Origin of the sequence: Pseudomonas sp. XK-1, from assembly GCF_038069885.1 — a bacterium.
Taxonomy (GTDB): Bacteria; Pseudomonadota; Gammaproteobacteria; order Pseudomonadales; family Pseudomonadaceae; genus Aquipseudomonas.
This window is the reverse complement of sequence record NZ_JBBPES010000006.1, coordinates 133511-154686: the sequence shown is the minus strand read 5'-3', so window position 1 is coordinate 154686 and position 21176 is coordinate 133511. Positions and strand designations below refer to the sequence as shown.

The 21176-nt window shown below is 64.5% G+C and carries 21 protein-coding genes; 11 read left to right on the top strand and 10 right to left on the bottom strand.

The genetic code is table 11. The features are described from left to right. Positions 1-42: 42 nt before the first annotated feature. A complete protein-coding gene (locus WMW70_RS16835) occupies positions 43-429 on the bottom strand; it encodes a DUF423 domain-containing protein (protein WP_341438613.1) in 387 nt (128 codons plus the stop codon). Between the two features lie 67 nt (positions 430-496). Here WMW70_RS16835 and mtgA point away from each other — a divergent pair, with 67 nt between their 5' ends. Continuing rightward, the gene (mtgA, locus tag WMW70_RS16830) at positions 497-1246 is read left to right on the top strand and encodes a monofunctional biosynthetic peptidoglycan transglycosylase (protein ID WP_341438612.1); all 750 of its coding nucleotides are present in this window, start codon (positions 497-499) and stop codon (positions 1244-1246) included. A gap of 29 nt (positions 1247-1275) precedes the next feature. On the opposite strand, the gene WMW70_RS16825 is transcribed toward mtgA, so the two are convergent. The 5 genes from WMW70_RS16825 to ftsY form a co-directional block, all read right to left on the bottom strand. Continuing rightward, the gene (locus tag WMW70_RS16825; RefSeq protein WP_341438611.1) at positions 1276-1887 is read right to left on the bottom strand and encodes a hypothetical protein; all 612 of its coding nucleotides are present in this window, start codon (positions 1885-1887) and stop codon (positions 1276-1278) included. Between the two features lie 358 nt (positions 1888-2245). Further along, positions 2246-3100, bottom strand: a complete 855-nt coding sequence (gene rpoH, locus WMW70_RS16820; RefSeq protein ID WP_341438610.1) for an RNA polymerase sigma factor RpoH — start codon at positions 3098-3100, stop codon at positions 2246-2248. Between the two features lie 109 nt (positions 3101-3209). Beyond that, complete coding sequence (ftsX, locus tag WMW70_RS16815; protein ID WP_341438609.1) at positions 3210-4226, bottom strand: permease-like cell division protein FtsX; 1017 nt, start codon at positions 4224-4226, stop codon at positions 3210-3212. After that, the gene (gene ftsE / locus WMW70_RS16810; RefSeq protein ID WP_325503699.1) at positions 4223-4891 is read right to left on the bottom strand and encodes a cell division ATP-binding protein FtsE; all 669 of its coding nucleotides are present in this window, start codon (positions 4889-4891) and stop codon (positions 4223-4225) included. The genes ftsX and ftsE overlap by 4 nt, the downstream gene beginning before the upstream one ends. 2 nt (positions 4892-4893) lie before the next feature. Next, positions 4894-6279, bottom strand: coding sequence for a signal recognition particle-docking protein FtsY (gene ftsY, locus WMW70_RS16805; protein WP_341438608.1), 1386 nt, complete (start codon positions 6277-6279; stop codon positions 4894-4896). A gap of 205 nt (positions 6280-6484) precedes the next feature. Here ftsY and WMW70_RS16800 point away from each other — a divergent pair, with 205 nt between their 5' ends. Genes WMW70_RS16800 through WMW70_RS16785 form a run of 4 tightly spaced genes read left to right on the top strand, consistent with a single transcriptional unit; the run spans position 6485 to position 10936 of the window. Further along, positions 6485-7840 (top strand): M16 family metallopeptidase, encoded by a 1356-nt coding sequence (locus tag WMW70_RS16800; protein ID WP_341438607.1) that lies wholly within the window; start codon positions 6485-6487, stop codon positions 7838-7840. Continuing rightward, positions 7833-9317: a M16 family metallopeptidase gene (locus WMW70_RS16795; protein ID WP_341438606.1), complete on the top strand. Its 1485-nt coding sequence runs from the start codon at positions 7833-7835 to the stop codon at positions 9315-9317. Before WMW70_RS16800 ends, WMW70_RS16795 begins: the two co-directional genes overlap by 8 nt. Next, a complete protein-coding gene (gene rsmD, locus WMW70_RS16790; RefSeq protein ID WP_341438605.1) occupies positions 9317-9919 on the top strand; it encodes a 16S rRNA (guanine(966)-N(2))-methyltransferase RsmD in 603 nt (200 codons plus the stop codon). The genes WMW70_RS16795 and rsmD overlap by 1 nt, the downstream gene beginning before the upstream one ends. Positions 9920-9940: 21 nt before the next feature. After that, a complete protein-coding gene (locus tag WMW70_RS16785) occupies positions 9941-10936 on the top strand; it encodes a hydrolase (protein WP_341438604.1) in 996 nt (331 codons plus the stop codon). A 2-nt stretch (positions 10937-10938) separates the two neighbouring features. On the opposite strand, the gene WMW70_RS16780 is transcribed toward WMW70_RS16785, so the two are convergent. Continuing rightward, a complete protein-coding gene (locus WMW70_RS16780) occupies positions 10939-11595 on the bottom strand; it encodes a TetR/AcrR family transcriptional regulator (RefSeq protein WP_341438603.1) in 657 nt (218 codons plus the stop codon). 235 nt (positions 11596-11830) lie between these two features. Between WMW70_RS16780 and WMW70_RS16775 the strand changes: the two genes are divergently transcribed. The 6 genes from WMW70_RS16775 to ggt all read left to right on the top strand — a co-directional run bounded on the left by WMW70_RS16775 (position 11831) and on the right by ggt (position 18260). Next, positions 11831-13273, top strand: a complete 1443-nt coding sequence (locus WMW70_RS16775) for a coniferyl aldehyde dehydrogenase (protein ID WP_341438602.1) — start codon at positions 11831-11833, stop codon at positions 13271-13273. 54 nt (positions 13274-13327) lie between these two features. Further along, positions 13328-13873, top strand: a complete 546-nt coding sequence (locus WMW70_RS16770; RefSeq protein ID WP_341438601.1) for a twin-arginine translocation pathway signal protein — start codon at positions 13328-13330, stop codon at positions 13871-13873. Between the two features lie 123 nt (positions 13874-13996). Continuing rightward, complete coding sequence (locus tag WMW70_RS16765; RefSeq protein WP_341438600.1) at positions 13997-15592, top strand: GMC family oxidoreductase; 1596 nt, start codon at positions 13997-13999, stop codon at positions 15590-15592. 122 nt (positions 15593-15714) lie between these two features. Next, positions 15715-16194: a pantetheine-phosphate adenylyltransferase gene (gene coaD, locus WMW70_RS16760; RefSeq protein WP_160013623.1), complete on the top strand. Its 480-nt coding sequence runs from the start codon at positions 15715-15717 to the stop codon at positions 16192-16194. 105 nt (positions 16195-16299) lie between these two features. After that, on the top strand, positions 16300-16551 hold the full coding sequence (locus WMW70_RS16755; RefSeq protein WP_090250215.1) for a YfhL family 4Fe-4S dicluster ferredoxin: 252 nt from the start codon (positions 16300-16302) through the stop codon (positions 16549-16551). Next, positions 16548-18260 carry a gamma-glutamyltransferase gene (gene ggt / locus WMW70_RS16750; RefSeq protein ID WP_341438599.1) on the top strand — a complete coding sequence of 571 codons (1713 nt, stop codon included), beginning with the start codon at positions 16548-16550 and terminating at the stop codon, positions 18258-18260. Before WMW70_RS16755 ends, ggt begins: the two co-directional genes overlap by 4 nt. Positions 18261-18272: 12 nt before the next feature. Here ggt and WMW70_RS16745 read toward each other — a convergent pair whose 3' ends face one another. From WMW70_RS16745 to WMW70_RS16735, 3 genes are all read right to left on the bottom strand, one after another. Then, the gene (locus WMW70_RS16745) at positions 18273-20060 is read right to left on the bottom strand and encodes a Na/Pi cotransporter family protein (protein WP_341438800.1); all 1788 of its coding nucleotides are present in this window, start codon (positions 20058-20060) and stop codon (positions 18273-18275) included. A gap of 86 nt (positions 20061-20146) precedes the next feature. Beyond that, positions 20147-20479 (bottom strand): multidrug transporter, encoded by a 333-nt coding sequence (locus WMW70_RS16740; RefSeq protein ID WP_341438598.1) that lies wholly within the window; start codon positions 20477-20479, stop codon positions 20147-20149. A gap of 76 nt (positions 20480-20555) precedes the next feature. Further along, positions 20556-21134 carry a lysophospholipid acyltransferase family protein gene (locus WMW70_RS16735; protein WP_341438597.1) on the bottom strand — a complete coding sequence of 193 codons (579 nt, stop codon included), beginning with the start codon at positions 21132-21134 and terminating at the stop codon, positions 20556-20558. Positions 21135-21176 lie beyond the last annotated feature (42 nt).

Genomic DNA, 21176 nt, shown 5'->3' with positions numbered 1-21176 from the left:
AAGGCTAAAGGCTGCCGTTCGTCCTGCTTTCTGACTCACGAGTCAGGCACTTTTGCCCGCCCCCATTCTCCAGACCGCCAACCCCAGGCACAGCCAGCCGGCGAGGAACGCCACCCCGCCGAAGGGGGTCACGATGCCCAGCGCGCTCACCCCACTGAGGGTCAGCAGGTACAGGCTGCCGGAGAACAGCACGATACCCAGGGCAAACAGCGCACCGGCGCAGTTGACCAGCCGACCCGGCCGCTGCAGCGCCAGCAGGCCCACGCCGAACAGAGCCAGGGCATGGATCAATTGATAGTGGGTGCCGGTCTGGAACACCGCCAGGTAGTCGGCGGTAAGTCGGCCTTTAAGCCCGTGAGCGGCAAAAGCCCCCAGGGCCACCCCGGTAAATCCAGTGAAAGCGGCCAGCAACAGGCAAAGACGCGCCATGTATCACTCCAGTAACAGCGGACGAGCTGGCTATAATGGCCCGCTCATTCGTTCCGGCCAAGCCCGCATGTTTCGATCCATCGCCCGTCGCCTGCTCAAACTCCTGCTCTGGCTGATGATCGGCTCGGCATTGCTGGTGCTGCTGCTGCGCTGGGTGCCGCCACCGGGCACCGCCCTGATGGTCGAACGCAAGATCGAGTCCTGGGTCGACGGCCAACCCATCGACCTGCAACGCAGCTGGCGGCCCTGGCGCGAGCTGCCGGACCACCTGAAGATGGCGGTGATCGCCGCCGAAGATCAGAAGTTCGCCGAGCACTGGGGCTTCGATGTCGCAGCAATTCAGGCGGCCCTGGAGCATAACCAGCAGGGCGGCTCGTTGCGCGGGGCCAGCACCCTCAGCCAGCAGGTGGCGAAGAACCTGTTTCTCTGGTCGGGCCGCAGCTGGCTGCGCAAGGGCCTGGAAGTCTGGTTTACCGGACTGATAGAGCTGCTCTGGACCAAGCAGCGCATTCTTGAGGTCTACCTCAACAGCGTCGAATGGGGCGACGGCATCTTCGGGGCGGAAGCGGCGGCGCAACACCACTTCAAGGTCGGCGCGCCCTACCTGTCACGCCAGCAGGCCAGCCTGCTGGCCGCCGTGCTACCCAACCCGCGGGCCTGGAGCGCCAGCCGCCCCAGTGCCCAGGTCAGCCGCCGCGCCGCCTGGATTCGCCAACAGATATGGCAACTGGGCGGCAGCCATTACCTCAACCGCATCCAGCCGCAACGCCCGGGCTGGTGGCCCAGAGAACTACCAGAGTGGCTGGGGACCGACTAAAGCCGCCCCGCAGCACCAGGCCCGACCGCTTAAGGCTGCTTGAGCAAACGCCGCGGCACTGCATAGAGAAAGTACAGCTGCTCATCCTGCAGGTGCGCGGTCATGCCCAGCTCGGGATAGACCCAGGCCTGGCCTTCCGCCAGCTCCAGGGTCAGGCGCGGCTGACCAATACTCGCAGCTAGCCTCGCAGCGTCCAGCGGAGCCGGCGGCAAGAGGGTAAGGGCAATGATCGGGCGATTGGCCAACGAAACCAGTAGCTGACTGCCCAGTGGCTGCTCCTTGTCCGTCGGCTTTAACCCGGCCGCGGCCAGCAGACTCTCGCACTCGGCCTTGTCCAGACCGACCTCCGCCTCCAGCGACCAATTGCCATCGGCATCCTGCAATTCGCCACGGTACAGCAGGCGTGCCCCGTCCAGATTGGGCTGCAGCCACAGCTCGCCATCCAGGGCATCACCCAGGTGCACCAGGCTCAGGCGATCATCGGCCAGGGGCGTGAGCACCTGCTCCTGCCACTCGGCCAGCCAGGGCAAAGGCTGCGCGGCCGGCTGCGGGCGCATCAGCCAAGCGCCCCAGGCAAAGAACAGGGCGGCAACCGCGGCAAAGATCAGCCAGTGCTGTGGACGTATGGGCGGCAATTTCATCGAGTTTTTCCTTGACCATAAAAATCGCCGGGCGCGATTTTTAACATCGCATAGCGACGGCCCGAGGAGTGGCCGCAGGGAATGGTAGACATAAAAAACTGCCCGGAGCAGTTTTTAACGTCGCGTAGTGACGGCCCGCAGGGTGGCCGCCAGGGATGGCAGGCATAAAAAACTGTCCGGAACAGTTTTTAACGTCGCGCAGCGACGGCCCGCAGGGTGGCCGCCAGGGATGGCAGGCATAAAAAACTGCCCGGAGCAGTTTTTAACGTCGCGCAGCGACGGCCCGCAGGGTGGCCGCCAGGGATGGCAGGCCATAAAAAAGCCGCACCTAAGTGCGGCTTCTGAACAATAGCGCGATTTACGCGGCGATCGAACCCTTGAGCTTGTTCATCGCGTTCTTCTCCAGCTGACGGATGCGCTCGGCGGAGACGTTGTACTTGGCCGCCAGGTCATGCAGGGTGGCCTTCTCCTCGGCCAGCCAGCGCTGGTAGAGGATATCGCGGCTGCGCTCGTCGAGACCTTCCAGGGCCTCGTGCAGACTGGCATTGGAGCTGTCGCTCCAGTCCGAGTCTTCCAGCTGGCGAGCCGGATCGTAGCGGTGGTCTTCCAGATAATGTGCCGGCGACTGGAAGGCGCTGTCGTCATCAGCCTCGGCGGCCGGATCGAAGGCCATGTCGTGGCCGGTCAGACGGCTTTCCATCTCGCGCACTTCACGCGGCTCAACCCCAAGGCTTTCGGCCACGGCATGCACTTCGTCGTTGTTCAGCCAGGCCAGACGCTTCTTCTGGCTGCGCAGGTTGAAGAACAGCTTGCGCTGCGCCTTGGTGGTGGCGACCTTGACGATGCGCCAGTTCTTCAGGATGAACTCGTGGATCTCGGCGCGAATCCAGTGCACGGCGAAGGACACCAGACGCACACCCATTTCCGGGTTGAAGCGCTTGACCGCCTTCATCAGGCCGACGTTGCCTTCCTGAATCAGGTCGGCCTGGGCCAGGCCATAACCGGAGTAGCTACGGGCGATATGCACAACGAAACGCAGGTGAGCCAGGACCATCTGCCGAGCGGCTTCGAGGTCCTGCTTGTAGTAGAGACTTTCAGCCAGTTCGCGCTCCTGCTCAGGGGTCAGCAGCGGGATGCCGTTGACCGCATGCACGTATGCCTCCAGGTTGGCACCCGGAACCAGAGCATGAACAGGTTGCAAAGAAGTGGACATTTGAATCCTCCGACTTACGAATCGTGGGGCAGTCTAGCACTGCTCCTTGGGACTTTGTACCTGAGTACAAGTTCCGTTACAGATAGTCAATATCAATAAAAACAATAAGTTATCTTGGTGCCAATTCATTCAGGTGACGGGCGACCGCCAGCCAGGCACCAATATAGCCCAACAATACCGCTCCAAGCAGTAAGGATAGACCATCGGCTAACGGCACCCCGTCCAGGGCAAAATCGCTGCCATACAGACCGGCCAGGCGCACCACCGCATCATCCAGCCAGCCCAGACCATAGGCCAGCAGCAGCCAGGCCAGCAAGCCGGCCCCAAAGCCGTAGAGGGTGCCCATATAGAGGAAGGGCCGACGCACATAGCTGTCGGTACCGCCCACCAGCTTGATCACTTCAATCTCGGTGCGGCGGTTCTCGATATGCAGGCGAATGGTGTTGCCGATCACCAGCAGCAGCGCCAGCACCAGCAGCAGGGTCAGGCCGAAGACGAAACGCTCGCCAAGCTTGAGCATGGCGCTCAGGCGCTCGACCCAGAGCAGATCGAGCTGGGCCTGCTGCACCTTGGGCAATTCGGCCAGGCGCAGGCGCAGGGCCTCAAGGGCGACCTTGTCGACTTCCTGCGGCGTCACCACTACCACACCGGGTAGCGGGTTATCCGGCAGTTCCTTGAGCGCCTCGCCCAGGCCCGATTGTTGCTGGAACTCATCCAGGGCCTGTTCGCGGCTGATCCACTCGGCCTCGCTGACATCCGCCATGGCGGCGATCTGCTCGCGCAGCGCCTGGCCTTCGGCGTCGCTGGCATCGAGCTGTAGAAACAGGGAAATCTGCGCGGCGCGTTGCCAGGAGCCGCCCAGGCGCTCGACGTTATCCAGCAACAAGGCCAGCCCCATGGGCAGGCTCAGGGCCACGGCCATCACCAGGCAGGTGAAGAAGCTGCCGATGGGCTGCTTGCCCAGACGACGCAGGCTGTCGACCAGGCTGGAGCGGTGGCTTTCCAGCCAGGCATTGACCTGGCTGCGCAGGTCCGGACCGTCGTCCGGGGTCGGTGCGCCGGCCTTCTTCGGCGCGGCACCGACGCGTTGCGCCGGTTGTGGCGGCGGCATGCGGGTTGCGCTCATACGGCCTCCCCGTCGCCGATCAGGCGACCACGTTGCAGGGTCAGCATGCGGTGACGCATGCGCGCGATCAGGGCCAGGTCGTGGCTGGCGATCAGCACGCTGGTACCCAGACGGTTGATGTCTTCGAACACCCCCATGATTTCCGCGGCCAGGCGCGGATCGAGGTTACCGGTCGGTTCGTCCGCCAGCAGCAGGGCCGGCTGATGCACCACGGCGCGGGCGATGCCGACGCGCTGTTGCTGACCGGTGGAGAGGTCGCCGGGGAACTGCTCGGCCTTGTCCGACAGCGACACCCGCTCCAGGGCACTGCCGACGCGCTTGCCGATCTCGCCCTTGGACAGGCCGAGAATCTGCAGGGGTAAAGCCACGTTGTCGAACACGCTGCGGTCGAACAGCAGCTGGTGGTTCTGGAACACCACGCCGATCTGCCGGCGCAGGTAGGGTATCTGCGCATTGGTGATCTGCCCCAGGTCCTGGCCGGCCAGCAGCAGCTTGCCGCTAGTCGGGCGCTCCATGGCCAGCAGCAGACGCAGCAGGGTGCTCTTGCCAGCCCCGGAGTGACCGGTGACGAAGAGGAACTCGCCCCGGCGCACGCGGAAACTCAGCTCGTGCAGACCGATATGCCCGTTGGGGTAGCGTTTACCGACCTGTTCGAAACGAATCATCCCTATTTCTCCGCAAACAACGCCTGGACAAAGGCCTCGGCCTCGAAGGTGCGCAGATCGTCGATTCCTTCGCCCACCCCTATATAGCGAATCGGCAGGGCGAACTGCTTGGCCAGGGCGAAGATCACCCCACCCTTGGCGGTGCCGTCGAGCTTGGTCAGGGCTAGGCCGGTGAGGTTGACGGTCTGGTTGAACTGCTTGGCCTGGTTGATGGCGTTCTGCCCGGTGCCGGCATCCAGCACCAGCAGCACCTCGTGGGGCGCAGTCTCATCCAGCTTGCCGATCACCCGGCGGACCTTCTTCAGCTCTTCCATCAGGTTGTCTTTAGTGTGCAGACGCCCGGCAGTATCGGCGATCAGCACGTCCATGCCGCGGGACTTGGCCGCCTGCACCGCATCGAAGATCACCGAGGCGGAGTCGGCACCGGTGTGCTGGGCGATCACCGAGATCTGATTGCGCTCGCCCCACACCTGCAACTGCTCCACCGCCGCGGCGCGGAAGGTGTCGCCGGCGGCCAGCATGACTTTCTTGCCGTCCTGCTGGAGTTTTTTCGCCAGCTTGCCGATGGTGGTGGTTTTGCCCGCGCCGTTGACGCCGACCACCAGGATTACATAGGGCTGCTTGCTGCTATCGATCCGCAGCGGCTGCTCGACCGGCTTGAGCAATGCGGTCAGTTCTTCCTGCAGGGCCTTGTACAGCGCGCCGCTGTCGGCCAGCTCCTTGCGCGCCACGCGCTTGGTGAGGTTCTGCACGATGGCGGTGGTGGCCTCGACGCCGACGTCGGCGGTGAGCAGACGGGTTTCGATATCCTCCAGCAGTTCATCGTCGATGGCCTTCTTGCCGAGGAACAGGCTGGCCATGCCTTCGCCCAGGCTGGCGCTGGTTTTAGCCAGGCCCTGCTTGAGGCGTTCGAGAAAACCGGCACGGGTTTCCTCGGCGCTCTTGCTTTGCACAACCGGCGGCGCGGGAACGACAACCGGGGCCACGGGTTCGGGCTGGGGCACAGGCTGGGGCGGCAGGTCGATATGAGCATGCAGCACTTCGCTGCCGGCATTGATGCGAAAGCGCGAAGGCCGCGGGGCCGCAACGACAGGAGGGGCCTCTGCCGCGGGCACGGCCTCGGCAGCCACAGGGTTCGATGGCGCGGCCTCGACGGTTTCGACCGGCTTGGGGGCCTCAACAGGTGCGGCCAGCGGCGGCACTACCGGCGCGGCCGGAGCAGTCACAGGCTCGGCGGGCGCGGGAGGAGGCTCTGCCGCAGCGGGCGCGGCGGCTTCAGGGCCGGGCTGCGGTTTTTTACGCAACCAGCCGAACAGGTCTTTTTTCTCGGCGGGCTTATCGGCCGCGGCAGGCGCAGCGGTCTTCTTGTCGTCGTTGGAACCAAGCATGGAGGACGGCTATCTCAAAGGTGCGACACGCCAGCCATCCGGGGTCCAAAACATTCACAGCGCCGCAGAATAAAGCTGAAAAGGGGCGCGGTAATAGTTGGATACCTGAGCAGACGTGGCCGCCAGTAAAACGGATGCGTATCCTAGCACCTCCGCGCCCGCCGAAGCTAAGACCAAGCGGGCCCGTCCGACAGGTCGATAAATAATGCATATGATTGCCCAACGCGCCGCCGCCTTGCTTCTCGGCGCACTCTGTACACCGCTGCTGGCCCTGGCCGCAGAGCCCCAGCCGACCCACGAATTCAGCCTGGACAACGGCCTCAAGGTCATCGTCCGCGAAGACCATCGCGCCCCAGTGGTGGTTTCCCAGCTCTGGTACAAGGTTGGCTCCAGTTATGAGACGCCGGGCCAGACCGGCCTGTCCCATGCCCTCGAACACATGATGTTCAAGGGCAGCCGCAAGCTCGGCCCCGGCGAAGCCTCACGCATCCTGCGCGAGCTGGGGGCCGAGGAAAACGCCTTTACCAGCGACGACTACACCGCCTACTACCAAGTGCTGGCCCGCGATCGCCTGGCCGTGGCCCTGGAACTTGAGGCCGATCGCCTGGCCAGCCTCAAGCTGCCGGCCGAGGAGTTCGCCCGCGAGATCGAGGTGATCAAGGAGGAGCGCCGCCTGCGCACCGACGACAAGCCCAGCTCCCTGGCCTACGAACGCTTCAAGGCCATGGCCTACCCGGCCAGTGGCTACCACACCCCGACCATCGGCTGGATGGCTGACCTGGAACGCATGACAGTGGAGGAACTGCGCGCCTGGTACGAAGCCTGGTACGCGCCCAACAACGCCACCCTGGTGGTGGTCGGCGATGTCAGCGCCGCCGAGGTGAAGATTCTCGCCGAGCGCTATTTCGGCAATATCCCCCAGCGCGCCGTGCCCCCGGCGAAAGCCCCGCGCGAACTGAACGCCCCCGGTGAGCGGCGCATCACCCTGTACCTGAAAACCCAGCTGCCGAGTCTGATGATGGGCTTTAACGTGCCGGGCCTGGCCACCGCCGAACAGCCACGCCAGGTGCATGCCCTGCGCCTGATCGCCGCGCTGCTCGACGGCGGTTACAGCGCGCGCCTGGCGACCCGTCTGGAACGTGGCGAGGAACTGGTTTCCGGGGCATCGGCCTGGTACAACGGCTACCCCCGCGGCGACAGCCTGTTCGTGCTCTCGGCCACCCCCAACGTGCAGACCGGCAAGACCCTGGAACAGGCCGAAGCCGGCCTGTGGGGCGAGCTGCAGGACCTGCAGCAGAACCCGCCGAGCGCCGAGGAGCTGGCCCGCGTGCGTGCCCAGGTGATCGCCGGACTGGTCTACGAGCGCGACTCCATCACCAGCCAGGCCACCGCCATCGGCCAACTGGAAACCGTCGGCCTGTCGTGGAAACTGATTGATCAGGAACTGGCTGAGCTGGAGGCCGTGACCCCGGCCGATATCCAGAGTGCGGCGCAAACCTTCTTTACCCGCGACCGCTTGAGCGTCGCCCATGTGCTACCCGAGGAGAAGGACGATGAGTGAGCGCAATGGCCTGCGCTACGGCCTGCTCGGCCTGGCGCTACTGATTCTGCTGGGCCTGCTGGCCCTGGTGATCAACCGACCCGAACCCCAGACCGACAGCCCGGCAACGCCTGCGGAGCCGCCCGCTATCGAATCCCTGGCCGAGCTGAACGGCGACGCGCCGAGCCGCCGCGACCTGAATATCCAGACCTGGCAGACCGCCGAAGGCACCAAGGTGCTGTTCGTCGAAGCCCGCGAGCTGCCGATGTTCGACCTGCAACTGACCTTTGCCGCCGGCAGCAGCCATGACCAGGGCGTACCCGGCCTGGCCATGCTGACCAACGCCATGCTCAACGAAGGCGTGCCGGGCAAGGATGTCGGAGCCATCGCCGCCGGCTTCGAAAGCCTGGGGGCCAACTTCGGCAATGGCGCGTTTCGCGACATGGCCATCGCCAGCCTGCGCAGCCTCAGCGCGACCGAACAGCGCGAGCCGGCCCTGCAGCTGTTCAACCAGGTGATCGGCCAGCCGACCTTCCCCGAGGACGCCCTGGCACGGATCAAGAACCAGCTGCTGGCCGGCTTCGAATACCAGAAGCAGAACCCCGGCAAACTGGCCAGCCTGGCACTGTTCGAGCGCCTGTACGGCAACCACCCCTACGCCCACCCCAGCGACGGCAACGCAGAGTCGATCCCGGCCATCAGCCGTGAACAGTTGCTGGCCTTCCACGCCAAGGCCTACAGCGCGGGTAACGCGGTGCTGGCCCTGGTCGGCGACCTGTCCCGGGAGGAAGCCGAAGCCATCGCCAGCGCGGTCTCCGCCGCCCTGCCGCAAGGCCCGGCGCTGCCGCGCATCACCCAGCCGGAAACGCCCAAGGCCGGTCTGCAGCATATCGAGTTTCCATCGAACCAGACCCACCTGATGATTGCCCAGCTGGGCATCGACCGCCGCGACCCGGACTACGCCGCGCTGTACCTCGGCAACCAGGTGTTCGGCGGCGGTGGCTTCGGCACCCGCCTGATGAGCGAAGTACGCGAGAAGCGTGGCCTGACCTATGGCGTGTATTCCGGTTTCAGCGCCATGCAGGCCCGCGGCCCATTCATGATCAACCTGCAGACCCGCGCCGAACTCAGCGACGGCACCCTGCAGCTGGTCAAGGGCATGCTCGCCGACTTTATCGGCAGCGGCCCCACCGCGGACGAACTGCACAACGCCAAGCGCGAACTGGCTGGCAGCTTCCCGCTGTCAACCGCCAGCAACGCCGACATCGTTGGCCAGCTCGGCTCCATCGGTTTCTATGACCTGCCGCTGAGCTACCTGGAAGACTTTATGCGCGACGTCCAGGCCCTGAGCGTCGAACAGGTCAAGGCCGCCATGGCCCGACACCTCGACCCCGAAGCCCTGGTGATCGTCACCGCCGGGCCGACGGTCGAGCAGAAGGAACTGCCGCCGCCCAGCGACAAACCCCTCGAACAACCGTCTGCCATACCGGAGCACTGATGAGCAAGCGACCCAAGCCGCACAACGGCGCACCCGCCCATGCCGGCGATGGCCAGCTGCGCATCATCGGCGGGCAATGGCGCTCGCGTCAGTTCAACTTCCCCATGGCTGCAGGCCTGCGGCCGACGCCGAACCGGGTGCGCGAGACCCTGTTCAACTGGCTCGCGCCCTATGTCGAAGGGGCCAAGGTGCTTGACCTGTTCGCCGGCAGTGGCGCGCTGTTTCTTGAAGCGCTGTCCCGCGGGGCCGGCAGCGCCCTGGCCCTGGACCTTAACCCGGCGGCCATCGCCAGCCTGCGCGGCCACCTGCAAACGCTGAACTGCGACAACGGCCAGCTGCAGCAGGTCGATGCCCTGGCCTACCTGCAGAGCCAGCCGGCCAGCACCTTCGACCTGGTGTTCCTCGACCCACCGTTCAGCCAGAATCTGCTGCTGCCGGCCTGCACCCTACTCGAGCAGAACGGCTGGCTGGCGGCTGACGCCTGGGTGTATACCGAAAGCGAAAACCCGCCTTCCAGCCTCGGCATGCCCGGCAACTGGCGCTTGCACCGCGAGCAGAAGGCCGGCCAGGTGTATTACGCGCTGTGGCAGCGCACGGCTTAACGGCCAAGCAAGGTTGCAATCATGAGCACCGCCTTCAAACCCGCCTGGTGGCTACCCGGCCCCCATCTGCAGACGCTGTGGAACCCGATGTGCCGCCAGCCGGCGCAGCTTGAACGCACGCGCGAACGGCTGTGGCTGGAAGATGGTGACTTTCTCGACCTTGACTGGCACGGCCCGCATCGGGCCGAGGCACCGCTGGTACTGGTGCTGCATGGCCTGACCGGCTCGTCCAGCTCGCTCTATGTGCTGGGTCTGCAGCAGGCCCTGGCGGCTCAGGGCTGGGCCAGCGTGGCGCTGAACTGGCGCGGCTGCTCGGGCGAACCCAACCTGCTGGCCCGGGGTTACCACTCCGGTGCCAGCGAGGACCTGGCGGAAACCGTGCGCCATCTGCGCGCCCAGCGGCCGATGGTGCCACTTTATGCGGTGGGCTATTCCCTGGGCGGCAATGTGCTGCTCAAGTACCTCGGCGAAACGGGTGCCGATAGCCAGCTGCAGGGCGCGGCGGCGGTGTCGGTACCCTTTCGCCTGGACCAGTGCGCAGACCGTATAGGCCTGGGCTTTTCCAGGGTCTACCAGAGCCACTTCATGCGCGAGATGGTGGCCTACGTGAAGGACAAGCAGCGCCTGTTCGCCCACCAAGGCATGAGCGATCGCCTCTCCACCCTGGAGAAACTCGGGCCCCTGGACAATATGCGCACCTTCTGGGATTTCGACGGCCGCATCACCGCGCCGCTGCATGGCTACGCCGATGCCCAGGACTATTACCGGCGCGCCTCCAGCCGCTATTTCCTCGGCCGGATCACCACACCTACCCTGCTGATCCAGGCCGCCGACGACCCCTTCGTGTTCGCCCACAGCCTGCCGGAAGCCTGCGAGCTGTCGCCCAGCACCGAATTCGAACTGCACGCCCACGGCGGCCATGTCGGCTTTGTCGACGGTAGCCTGGGTAAACCGGGTTATTACCTGGAGCGGCGCATTCCGCAGTGGCTGGCCGCGCAGGCGGCGAAGCCACTGTAGGTTCAGATCACCTGTTCCAGTGGCACATGCAGCTTGGCGTACAACGCCTCCACCGCCTCGCGCGCCTGCGGAGCGATGTAACCGCCTTCCAGGGCCAGCACCTGGTAGATGCCACGGCGCAGCATTTCCTCGCTGAGGTCGCCGGGCTTGCCGCGGGTGGTGCAGAGAAAACGCACCCAGGACGTCATGATGATCCAGCTATTGAGGGTCAGCGCCTCGATCTGCGCCGTACTCATCAGCAGAATGCCGGCCTCGACAAAGCCCTGATAGACATCCTGGGCCTGGGCCAGGCAGCGCTGGGCGAACAACCGGTAACGCTCGGCCAGTACCGCGTCGCTGTCGAGCAGATGCTCCAGGTCGCGGTGGAGAAAACGGTAGTGCCACATCGCCGCGAGCAGCGCTTCCAGATAGAAGGTCTTGTCCGCCACGGTCAGCGCCCGTGCCTCGGGACGCCGCAGAAAGGTATCCACCTGGCTTTCGTAGAGGGCAAACAGCTCGGCAATGATCGCCTGCTTGTTACGGAAGTAGTAGTACAGGTTACCCGGCGAAATACCCAGATGTGCGGCGATATGGTTGGTGGTGACATTGCGCTCGCCCTGGGCATTGAACAGCTCCAGGCTGGCCTGAATGATGCGTTCGCGGGTTTTCGGGGCGGCCATGACAGAGATCTCGACTGAAAAAAGCCCGGCAAAGGTACAGGCAGAAACAGCAGAAGTGTTACCGGAATAACCCTTGGCAACATGCGCTAACTTTTCGTTGGGCTGCGCCCGTCGGCTGACCGCGCCATGCTATTTGACATATTAGAGCAATTGCTCTAAAAATCCAGCACACCTTTCCGCAGCGGCCTCAGCTCACCTGACGCACTGCACTGCTGGAATGCCAAGGAGCAATACCATGGTCGCCGACGTCGCCTACCTAGAACAAAGCCTGCAACACAGCCAACAGCAGCTCAGCCAGCTGGAGAGCAGCTTTGCCCGTCAGCGCGAGGCGTTCAAGGCAAACCCCATGCCCTCGGCCGAGCAGCGCATTCAGTGGCTGAAAGTACTGACCCAGCTGCTTACCGACTCCCAAGAGGCGCTTATCCAAGCGATCTCCCAGGACTTCAGCAACCGCAGTGCCGACGAAACCCTGCTCGCCGAGCTGATGCCCAGCCTGCATGGCATCCACTACGCCAGCAAGCGCATCAAGAAGTGGATGAAACCCTCGCGGCGCAGCGTCGGTATGCAGTTTATGCCGGCCTCGGCCAAGGTCATCTACCAGCCCCTGGGCGTAGTCGGGGTGATAGTGCCGTGGAACTACCCGCTGTTTCTCGCCATTGGCCCGCTGGTCGGCGCGCTGGCGGCCGGCAACCGGGTGATGATCAAGATGAGCGAGTCGACCCCGGCCACCTCCCAGCTGGTCAAGGACCTGCTGGCCAAGGTCTTCCCCGAGGACCTGGTAACCGTCGTGCTGGGCGAGGCGGAAGTGGGCATGGCCTTCTCCAAACTGCCCTTCGACCACCTGCTGTTCACCGGTGCCACCAGCATCGGCAAACACGTGATGCGCGCCGCCGCCGAGAACCTGACCCCGGTCACCCTGGAGCTGGGCGGCAAGTCGCCGGCCATCGTTTCAGCCTCCGTACCGCTGAGTGATGCCGCCGAGCGCATCGCCTTCGGCAAGACCATGAACGCTGGCCAGACCTGCGTGGCCCCGGATTATGTGCTGGTACCCAAGGACCGCGTGGCGGGCTTTGTCGAGGCCTACCGCAAAGCGGTGCAGAGCTTCTACCCAACGCTGGCCAACAACCCGGATTACACCGCGATCATCAACGAGCGTCAGCAGCAGCGCCTCAATGGCTACCTGCAGGATGCCGAGAGCAAAGGCGCGACCATCATCTCTCTGTACCCCGAAGCCCAGGGCCGACGCATGCCCCAGGCCGTACTGCTGAACGTGACGGACGAGATGAAGGTCATGCAGGACGAGATCTTCGGCCCGCTGCTGCCGATCATTCCCTACGACAAGCTGGACGACGCCTTCGCCTTTATCAATGAGCGCGACCGGCCGCTGGCGCTGTACTACTTCGGCTACGACAAGGGCGAGCAACAGCGCGTGCTGCATGAGACCCACTCCGGCGGCGTGTGCCTCAACGATACCCTGCTGCATGTGGCCCAGGACGATATGCCCTTCGGCGGCGTCGGCCCGTCCGGCATGGGTCATTACCACGGCCACGAGGGCTTTCTGACTTTCAGCAAGGCCAAGGGCGTGTTTATCAAGCAGCGCTTCAACGCCGCCAAACTGATCTACCCGCCTTACGGCAAGTCGATCCAGAAGCTGATCTACAAGCTGTTCGTTCGCTAACCCCATCCCGCCCTGGCATGCCGGGGCAATGGCCTGAATTGGTGACAAGAATAAATGCACAACACCACGCTTGAAGCGCCAAACCTGAGCCGACGCAGCCTGCTCAAGGTCGGCCTGATGGGCTCTGCCTTTCTCGCCACCGCCGGGCTCACCGCCAGCCTCAGCGGCTGTTCGGCCAGCAGCCCCAAGGCCGGCTTTGCCGTGCTGCGCGAGTCCGACCTGCCCTTCCTGCAGGCGTTGATCCCGGTGATGCTCACCGGCGCGGTACAGCCGGCGCAGATGCCGGCCGCCGTCAGCGCCACACTCGCAAACCTGGACTACAGCCTGAATCATCTGTCACCGGAAATGCTCAAGCTGACCGTGCAGCTGTTCGACGTGCTGGCCCTGCCCATCACCCGCGGCCCCCTGACCGGAGTCTGGGGCAGCTGGCAGAACGCATCGGCCGCCGACGTACGCAACTTCCTCGAACGCTGGCAGAACAGCCCCATCGGTCTGCTGAAGATGGGCCATGCCTCGTTGCTGCAGCTGGTGATGATGAGCTGGTATAGCCGCGCCGAATCCTGGGCCCACTGCGGCTACCCCGGGCCGCCAACGGTATAAGAGACATGCACGGAACCTGTAGGAGCGGGCTTGCCCGCGATGCTTCTGCACTGCCGGCTTTCGCGGGCAAGCCCGCTCCTACAGCAAGCCTCCAACACCAGAACCATAAGAGAAGCGCCTGAGATGCCCGTACCCGACATGTTCAAGCAAGGCCTGGCCAACGGCTGGAAGACCTACAACGGTTCGCGCCTGGACAGCGACCTGACCCTGGAAGCCGACGTGGCCATCGTCGGCAGCGGCGCGGGGGGTGGCACCACTGCGGAGATCCTTAGCGCCGACGGTTTCAAGGTGTTGCTGATCGAGGAAGGCCCGCTGAAGACCAGCGACGACTTCAAGATGCTCGAGGACAAGGCCTACGCCAGCCTCTACCAGGAAGGCATCGGCCGCATGAGCAAGGACGGCGCGATCACCATCATGCAGGGCCGCGCCGTGGGCGGCACCACCCTGATCAACTGGACCTCGAGCTTTCGCACCCCCGCGCCAACGCTGGAACACTGGGCCAAGGAACACGGCGTACAGGGCCATAGCCCGGAAGAGATGGCTCCCTGGTTCGAACAGATGGAACAGCGCCTGGGCGTCGCTCCCTGGGCCGTGCCACCAAATGCCAACAACGCGGTGATCAGCAGCGGCTGCGGCAAGCTCGGCTATAAGTGGAAAGTCATTCCGCGCAATGTGCGCGGCTGCTGGAACCTTGGCTATTGCGGCATGGGCTGCCCGACCAACGCCAAGCAATCGATGCTGGTCACCACCATCCCGGCAACCCTGGATAAAGGCGGCGAACTGCTCTATCTGGCCCGCGCCGACAAGCTGCTGATTGAGGGCGATCGGGTCACGGGGATCGAGTGCCTGGGCATGGACGAACGCTGCGTCGCGCCCACTGGCCGCAAGATCCGGGTCAAGGCCAAGCACTATGTACTGGCCGGCGGCGGCATCAATACCCCTGGGATTCTCCTGCGCTCGGACGCACCGGACCCGCATCGGCGCACCGGCAAGCGCACCTACCTGCATTTGGTGAATTTCTCCGCCGCACTGTTCGAGCAGGTGATCAACCCCTTCTACGGCGCGCCGCAATCCATCTATTCCGACCACTTCCAGTGGGATGACGGCACCACCGGCAGGCTCTCCTACAAGCTGGAAGTACCGCCGCTGCAACCGGCCCTGACTGCCACCCTGCTCGGCCGCTTCGGCATCGACAACGCCATGCGCATGGAGCAACTGCCCAATACCAACGTGATGCTGGCCCTGCTGCGCGACGGCTTTCACCCGGACAGCGCCGAAGGCCGGGTGGAACTCCGTGGCGATGGCAGCCCGGTACTCGACTATCAGATGACCGACTACACCTGGGACGGCGTGCGCCGCGCCTTCCACAGCATGGCGGAAATCCAGTTCGCCGCCGGGGCCAAGGCGGTGCTGCCGCTGCACGCCGACGCCGGCTATGTGAAGACCCTGGGCGAGGCCAAGCAGCTGATCGACACACTGCCCCTGGAGATCTACCGCACCCGCCTGGGCAGCGCCCATGTGATGGGCGGTTGCGCCATGGGCGAAGACCCGCAGCAGGCAGTGACCGACAGCCTCGGCCGCCATCACCAGCTGAGCAACCTGTCGATCCACGACGGCTCGCTGTTCCCCACCAGCATCGGGGCCAACCCGCAGCTGTCGATCTACGGCCTGACCGCCAAACTCGCGACAAAACTCGCCGAGCGCCTCAAGCACGCCTGATGCCAGGGTATTCACGGGCCGTTCCGCGCCCGTGAATCGGCTGGATAAGTCGTGGCCGACTTGGCCGCGGGGAAGCGCTGCGCTACCATCCGACTCCCCAACGGACCCGCCAGGACGTCACGATGAATCGAGTGTTATACCCAGGCACCTTCGACCCCATCACCAAGGGGCACGGCGACCTGGTCGAGCGCGCCGCACGGCTGTTCGACAGCGTGATCATTGCGGTAGCGGCCAGCCCGAAGAAGAACCCGCTGTTCAGCCTGGAGCAGCGCGTCGAGTTGGCTCGGGAAGTCACTCAGCATCTGCCCAACGTCGAAGTGGTGGGCTTCTCCACCCTGCTCGCGCACTTCGCCAAGGAACAGGGGGCGAATGTGTTCCTGCGCGGCCTGCGCGCGGTATCCGACTTCGAATACGAGTTCCAGCTGGCCAACATGAACCGCCAACTGGCCCCCGACGTGGAAAGCCTGTTCCTCACTCCGTCGGAAAAGTACTCCTTTATCTCCTCGACCCTGGTGCGCGAGATCGCGGCCCTGGGCGGCGATATCTCCAACTTCGTGCACCCGGCCGTGGCTGCCGCGCTGACCGAACGCTTTAAGCGCTGATCGCACTGGGCAAGCCGCGTGCATGCGCGGCCTCGATGGGGCACAATTTGCAGCATGTCCCCCAAGTGTTAAGGCTGCGCCTGATGGGCGCAGCAGGAGTGTTTGATGTCCCTGATCATCACCGACGACTGCATCAACTGCGACGTCTGCGAACCCGAGTGCCCCAACGCGGCGATTTCCCAGGGCGAGGAAATCTACGAGATCGACCCCAACCTGTGCACCGAGTGCGTCGGTCACTACGACGAACCTCAGTGCCAGCAGGTCTGCCCGGTCGACTGCATCCCGCTCGACGAGAACAATGTCGAGAGCAAGGATGAGTTGATGCAGAAGTACCTGATCATTACCGGCAAAGCATGAAGACCGGCCGCCTGATCCGCGGCCATCTTCCCTGGCGCACCCTGTTCGGTGCGCTTGCCCTGCTCTGCGCCCTTGAGCTGCACGCGGCCGAACAACCCGGCCGTGCCGCCATTGCCACCGCCCACCCGGCCGCTACCGTAGCCGGCCAGGAAACCCTGGCCCTGGGCGGCAATGCCTTCGATGCGGCGGTGGCCATCAGCGCCGCCCTGGCGGTGGTCGAACCCTACGGTTCGGGGCTGGGTGGCGGTGGTTTCTTTCTGCTGCGCGAAGCAGCCGCAACACCCACCTATCGTTTTATCGATGCCCGTGAACGCGCGCCGCTGGCGGCCCATGCCGATCTCTACAAGGTCGACGGCGAAGTGCAGAAACAGCTGTCGCTCAATGGCCCGCTGGCCGCCGCGATTCCCGGCCTGCCTGCTGCATTGGTCGAGCTGGCTGAGCGCTTTGGCCGCCTGCCGCTGCGCGATTCGCTGGCCCCGGCCATTCGCCTGGCCCGCAGCGGCGTCAGTGTCGACCGGGTCTACCGCGAGCGAGCCGGTTGGCGACTGGCGGCCCTGCGCGACGATGCGGAAAGCGCGCGAATCTTTCTCGACCAGGGCGAGATCCCCGCAGAGCTGGCCCTGCTGCGCCAGCACGATCTGGCGCTTACCCTGGAACGCCTGGGCAGCGAGGGGCATGCCGGGTTCTATCAGGGCGAACTGGCCGCGCGCCTGGTCAAAGGCATACAGGCAGCCGGCGGAATCTGGACCCTGGAAGACCTGGCGCAATACCGTACCGTCGAACGCACGCCGCTGCGCGTCAGTCTGCAGGGTGGCCGTGAGCTGATCAGCGCACCGCCGCCATCGGCCGGCGGCCTCGCCCTGGGGCAGAGCCTGCTGATCCTCCAGCAGTTGCCCTGGCAACAGGCCGACTCGGTACAACGCACCCACCTGGTGGTGGAAACCCTGCGCCGCGCCTACCGCGACCGCGGCCTGCTGGGCGACCCGGATTTTGTCGCCAATCCCCTGGAGCGCCTGCTGGCACCGGCCTACCTGAAGCAGCTGGGCGCGAGCATCCGCAGCGACCAGGCCACCTCCAGCGACAGCCTGCCGGCGGCCGGCGGTTTTCAGGAAGGCGACCACACCACCCACTTCTCGGTACTGGACGCCGAGGGCAACGCGGTGGCCGCCACCCTGTCGATCAACCTGCCCTTCGGGGCAGCCTTCACCGTGCCCGGCACCGGGGTATTGCTCAACGACGAGATGGACGACTTCGCCGCCGATGTACAGGGAGCCAACGCCTACGGCCTGGCCGGCAGCCGCGCCAACACCATCGCCGCCGGCAAGCGGCCACTGTCGAGCATGAGCCCGACCTTTATCGAAAGCCCCGGCGAGTTCGCCAGCTTCGGCACCCCCGGCGGCAGCCGGATTCCCAGCATGGTGCTGCTGGCGGTTCTGCAGTACCTAGATAACCAACCCATCGAACGCTGGCCCAGCGTCGGCCGCTACCACCACCAGTTCCGCCCCGACCTGATCGAGCATGAGCCGGACACCTTCAGCGCGGCCGAAATCGCCGCCCTGCAGGCCCTCGGCCATCGGCTGAAATCGACCGAGAGGACATACGGCAACCAGCAGGTGCTGCTCTGGGAAAAGGCGACTGGACAGGTGCAGGCCGCCAGCGACCCGCGGGGGATCGGCAACAGCGCCGTGATGACGCCGATAAAACCGTAACCTTCGGCTTGATCAACTTAACTGAATCAGCGGCCCATCCTCGGCCAGCATCTGCCGCAGTGGGCGGAACAGTTCGTTGCCATCGCCCTGGCCGAGCATCAGCACATTGCGCAGGCTCTGGGTGATGCGGCTGACATAGCCCAGGTCATTCATCAGCGAACTGGCCTGCTGACCATTCAACTGACGCTCGCGCACCTCGGCGAACAGGCGCTGGCGAAAGCGGCTATCGAACGCCGCAGACTGCTGATCGAGCAGGTCAAGACGTTCGCTCCAGGCCTGCTCGGGCAGCTCCATATGCCCCAGCTCGCGCACTTCATGAAGCACGCCGAGCAGATGCCGGCGCAAGTCGACATAGGCCTGCCGCGCGGCCCCTTCGTCCTCGCGCAGATAGCGCCCGAGGTTCTTCTGCAGGTGCTTGGCATCCTTGACCGCATCCACCAGTTGCAGGGCGGCCAACTGGCAACTGACCCAGAAGTGCTGGTGAGCCTCATCCAGCGTGACCTCCAGACGCCCCATAAAACCCAGCAGGTCGCCGTACACGCCCTTGATATGCCGCTGGTACAGCTGCTCGGCATCTAGGGCATAGGGTTCCGGCCGGGCATTCAGCAGGTCGTCGTCCGGGCGCTCGCGTGCGAGCTGATCCACCGGCAGATAGAGCGCATGGCAGATCACCTCCAGGCTCAAACGGCCCAGGTGCTGCAGCTCCTGCACCACCGCACTGGCGGCGCTATCGGCGCTGGCCAGGGCACTTTCATCCAGATAGCGAGCGTGACTGATCTGCTCCTCGGGCTGGACGATCTCGGTGATCAGCACGGGAGGCTCGACTGGCTCGGGCAGCCAACGCATCAGCAGGCCAGCCAACCAGCCCTGCCAGGGCCAGAACAGCGCCACCCCCATGGCATTGAACAGGCTGTGAAACAGCGCCAGCTGGATCAGGACGTTGTCGCCCAGGCCCAGGGGCGCGGTCAGTACCTGCACCAATGCCGCCAGCGGAACCAGCAGCACCAGCGCCAGAACGCCGGTGGTCAGGTTGAACAGCACATGAGCCAGGGCCAGACGCTGTCCAGCCCGCGCACCGCCCAGTGCGCCGATCACCGCCGTGACCGTGCTGCCCAGATTGGAACCTATGGCAATCGCCAGGCTCTGCTCCAGAGCCAGCTGACCACCCGCCAGGGCGGCCAGGGTCAGCATCAAAGTGGCATGGCTGGACTGCAGCACCACGGTCACCAGCAAACCGACCCCGGTAAACAACAGGGCTCCGGCGATGCCTGGCAACTGGTACTGCAGAGGATCGAAAGCGCCGGCCACGACGGAAAAACCGGCCTTCATCTGATCGATACCGAGGAACAGAAAGGCCACCCCCATCACCACGCGACCGATGGCCTGACCGCGAGGCCCGGTAAAACTGCCCAGCACCCCGAACACCAGCAAGGGCAAGGCCAGGGGGCCGAGACTGATATTCTGCCCGGCCAGAGCCAGCAGCCAGATTCCGCTGGTGGTGCCCAGGTTGGCACCAAATAGGATGGAGATGCCGGCGGCCAGCTGAATCAGCCCGGTACTGAGAAAGGCAATGGTCAGCAGCGACACCAGCGAGCTGGACTGCACCAGCATGGTCGCCGTCACGCCAAACATCAGGCTTTTGAAGGGGGTGGCAGTGCTCAGCGCCAGCAGACGTTCGAGCTGGCCGCCGGCCAGCTGGCGCAGGCCGTCTTCCAGGCACTGCATGCCAAATAGAAAGAGCGCCAGGCCGGCACAGAGCGTCAGCCAGCCATCGCTGAACCAGAAGCTCAGGGCCAGCATGGCAAACACTAGGCCCCAGGCCAGGGGCCGCCAGCGCTGCAGAAGCTCGCGACCGCTATCGGGCATCTAACGCCCCATCGGACAGATCACTGACGCTTGTTGTAACCGTCGCCGGTGCAGCCCAGGCAGCGCACGAAGGCGGCTTTGCCGGGCTCGACCACCAGCGCCCTGCCGGCCTCACCGATACCACCACCAGTGGCGGCGAACGGCAGGGCCACCACGAATACCCCGGCACCGATCACCGTTGCCGCGATCAGCAGGGGCCGGGCGATCAGCAGGTCACCCACCATCGAGAAGGCTCCCGGAGCCTCGACGGTATACATCGGGTCGCCGCTGGAATTCTGCTGAGCATGCGCCGGCAGAGCCAGCAAGCCAGTGGTCAGCGCCAGGGCAGCAGCGGTTGAACGAAACAGTTTCATGGGGCGATCCTTCAGCTATTAGGAGGCGGTGCGATTAACTATAACAGCGCTCTGCCAATTGTCAGCGTGACCGACATCAATCGCCATAAAAGCCGTACTCGGGTTTTTTCGGGATAAAGGGCCGATAAAACCCGAGTATTTCCCTGAGATCGGCGACTTCATCGCCGCTGGGCCAGAAGGTCGGGCCGATCACCACCCGCCGATTCTGATAATCCAGCGCACCCAGCACGATCGGTACTCCGGCTCCCAGGGCGATGTGGTAGAAGCCCATCTTCCAGCGCTCGACCTTTTTGCGCGTGCCTTCCGGCGACAGCACCAGAATAAACTGCGGGTGATCGCGGAACGCCTGCACGGCCTGCTCCACGGTATTGCCCTGCTGGCCGCGATGGATGGCAATACCGCCCCAGCGGCGCAGCAGACCACCGAATGGCCAGCGAAAGATCGTGTGCTTGCCGAACCAGCGGGCGTTCAGGCGCAGGACGAACTTCAGGGCAATAAAGATCACGAAGTCCCAGTTGGAGGTGTGATGCGCACCGATGGCCACGAACCGGTCAAGCTTCGGCAGCTCACCTTCGATACGCCAGCCCATCAGTTTCAGTACGCTGCGCCCCAGCCACTCGGCCAGGGGATTGCGGGGCAGGTAGTTACCGGACATCTCGACCTCGGCACTTCTTATTGTCGTCGCAGATCGTAACGG

What these genes read in the sequence shown, in the direction of transcription:
- WMW70_RS16835 (WP_341438613.1), bottom strand. Translation starts at nt 429, where the DNA reads ATGGCGCGTCTTTGCCTGTTGCTGGCCGCTTTCACTGGATTTACCGGG.
- mtgA (WP_341438612.1), top strand. Translation starts at nt 497, where the DNA reads ATGTTTCGATCCATCGCCCGTCGCCTGCTCAAACTCCTGCTCTGGCTG.
- WMW70_RS16825 (WP_341438611.1), bottom strand. Translation starts at nt 1,887, where the DNA reads ATGAAATTGCCGCCCATACGTCCACAGCACTGGCTGATCTTTGCCGCG.
- rpoH (WP_341438610.1), bottom strand. Translation starts at nt 3,100, where the DNA reads ATGTCCACTTCTTTGCAACCTGTTCATGCTCTGGTTCCGGGTGCCAAC.
- ftsX (WP_341438609.1), bottom strand. Translation starts at nt 4,226, where the DNA reads ATGAGCGCAACCCGCATGCCGCCGCCACAACCGGCGCAACGCGTCGGT.
- ftsE (WP_325503699.1), bottom strand. Translation starts at nt 4,891, where the DNA reads ATGATTCGTTTCGAACAGGTCGGTAAACGCTACCCCAACGGGCATATC.
- ftsY (WP_341438608.1), bottom strand. Translation starts at nt 6,279, where the DNA reads ATGCTTGGTTCCAACGACGACAAGAAGACCGCTGCGCCTGCCGCGGCC.
- WMW70_RS16800 (WP_341438607.1), top strand. Translation starts at nt 6,485, where the DNA reads ATGCATATGATTGCCCAACGCGCCGCCGCCTTGCTTCTCGGCGCACTC.
- WMW70_RS16795 (WP_341438606.1), top strand. Translation starts at nt 7,833, where the DNA reads ATGAGTGAGCGCAATGGCCTGCGCTACGGCCTGCTCGGCCTGGCGCTA.
- rsmD (WP_341438605.1), top strand. Translation starts at nt 9,317, where the DNA reads ATGAGCAAGCGACCCAAGCCGCACAACGGCGCACCCGCCCATGCCGGC.
- WMW70_RS16785 (WP_341438604.1), top strand. Translation starts at nt 9,941, where the DNA reads ATGAGCACCGCCTTCAAACCCGCCTGGTGGCTACCCGGCCCCCATCTG.
- WMW70_RS16780 (WP_341438603.1), bottom strand. Translation starts at nt 11,595, where the DNA reads ATGGCCGCCCCGAAAACCCGCGAACGCATCATTCAGGCCAGCCTGGAG.
- WMW70_RS16775 (WP_341438602.1), top strand. Translation starts at nt 11,831, where the DNA reads ATGGTCGCCGACGTCGCCTACCTAGAACAAAGCCTGCAACACAGCCAA.
- WMW70_RS16770 (WP_341438601.1), top strand. Translation starts at nt 13,328, where the DNA reads ATGCACAACACCACGCTTGAAGCGCCAAACCTGAGCCGACGCAGCCTG.
- WMW70_RS16765 (WP_341438600.1), top strand. Translation starts at nt 13,997, where the DNA reads ATGCCCGTACCCGACATGTTCAAGCAAGGCCTGGCCAACGGCTGGAAG.
- coaD (WP_160013623.1), top strand. Translation starts at nt 15,715, where the DNA reads ATGAATCGAGTGTTATACCCAGGCACCTTCGACCCCATCACCAAGGGG.
- WMW70_RS16755 (WP_090250215.1), top strand. Translation starts at nt 16,300, where the DNA reads ATGTCCCTGATCATCACCGACGACTGCATCAACTGCGACGTCTGCGAA.
- ggt (WP_341438599.1), top strand. Translation starts at nt 16,548, where the DNA reads ATGAAGACCGGCCGCCTGATCCGCGGCCATCTTCCCTGGCGCACCCTG.
- WMW70_RS16745 (WP_341438800.1), bottom strand. Translation starts at nt 20,060, where the DNA reads ATGCTGGCCCTGAGCTTCTGGTTCAGCGATGGCTGGCTGACGCTCTGT.
- WMW70_RS16740 (WP_341438598.1), bottom strand. Translation starts at nt 20,479, where the DNA reads ATGAAACTGTTTCGTTCAACCGCTGCTGCCCTGGCGCTGACCACTGGC.
- WMW70_RS16735 (WP_341438597.1), bottom strand. Translation starts at nt 21,134, where the DNA reads ATGTCCGGTAACTACCTGCCCCGCAATCCCCTGGCCGAGTGGCTGGGG.